Raw genomic sequence first — 499 nt, forward strand, 5'->3', positions numbered from 1 at the left:
GGCCAACACATTCAGGTTGCCGTACACCAACGCATCGTCCGGCAGCGCGCAGGGGAAACGACGCTTGTCCCAGCCGCTTTCAAACGCCGCATTTTCAACAATCATGTCCCACAGCGCCGTTAGCGACAGAGATTCCAGGCCGGAGGTGCCGGTGTCGGTGTCCTGCCACCCCAGCGCCAGGGTGTCATCGACCAGGGTGCGCATGTGGTGCAGCTCCTGGTCCACCCGCTGACGCAGTTCGGCCTCGCTCATGTCACTTTCCAGTGCCACGGACAAACGACTCAAGGGGGTGCGCAATTCATGGGACATGTCATTGAGCAGCTGGCGCTGGGTATCCAGCATCCCGGACACCTGTTCCGCCATATGATTGAAACTGCGGGCCAGCTCCCCGAACTCATCCCCGCGTGTTGCCAGCGGGCCGGTCACACGTGCCTGGGTATCATCCTTGAAGCCCAGCACTTGCGCCTGCAGGGCTTTCAAGGGCACACGAGCACGCCAG

Annotated in this window: 1 protein-coding gene; it reads right to left on the minus strand. The window is 61.9% G+C overall.

Annotated elements, in window-relative coordinates:
- Window positions 1-486, minus strand: a 486-nt coding sequence (locus A3730_RS26395) for a histidine kinase dimerization/phospho-acceptor domain-containing protein (RefSeq protein WP_231884056.1), incomplete at its 3' end; no start/stop codon positions are given.
- Window positions 487-499 lie beyond the last annotated feature (13 nt).

The sequence above is a fragment of the Alcanivorax sp. HI0044 genome (assembly GCF_001634945.1).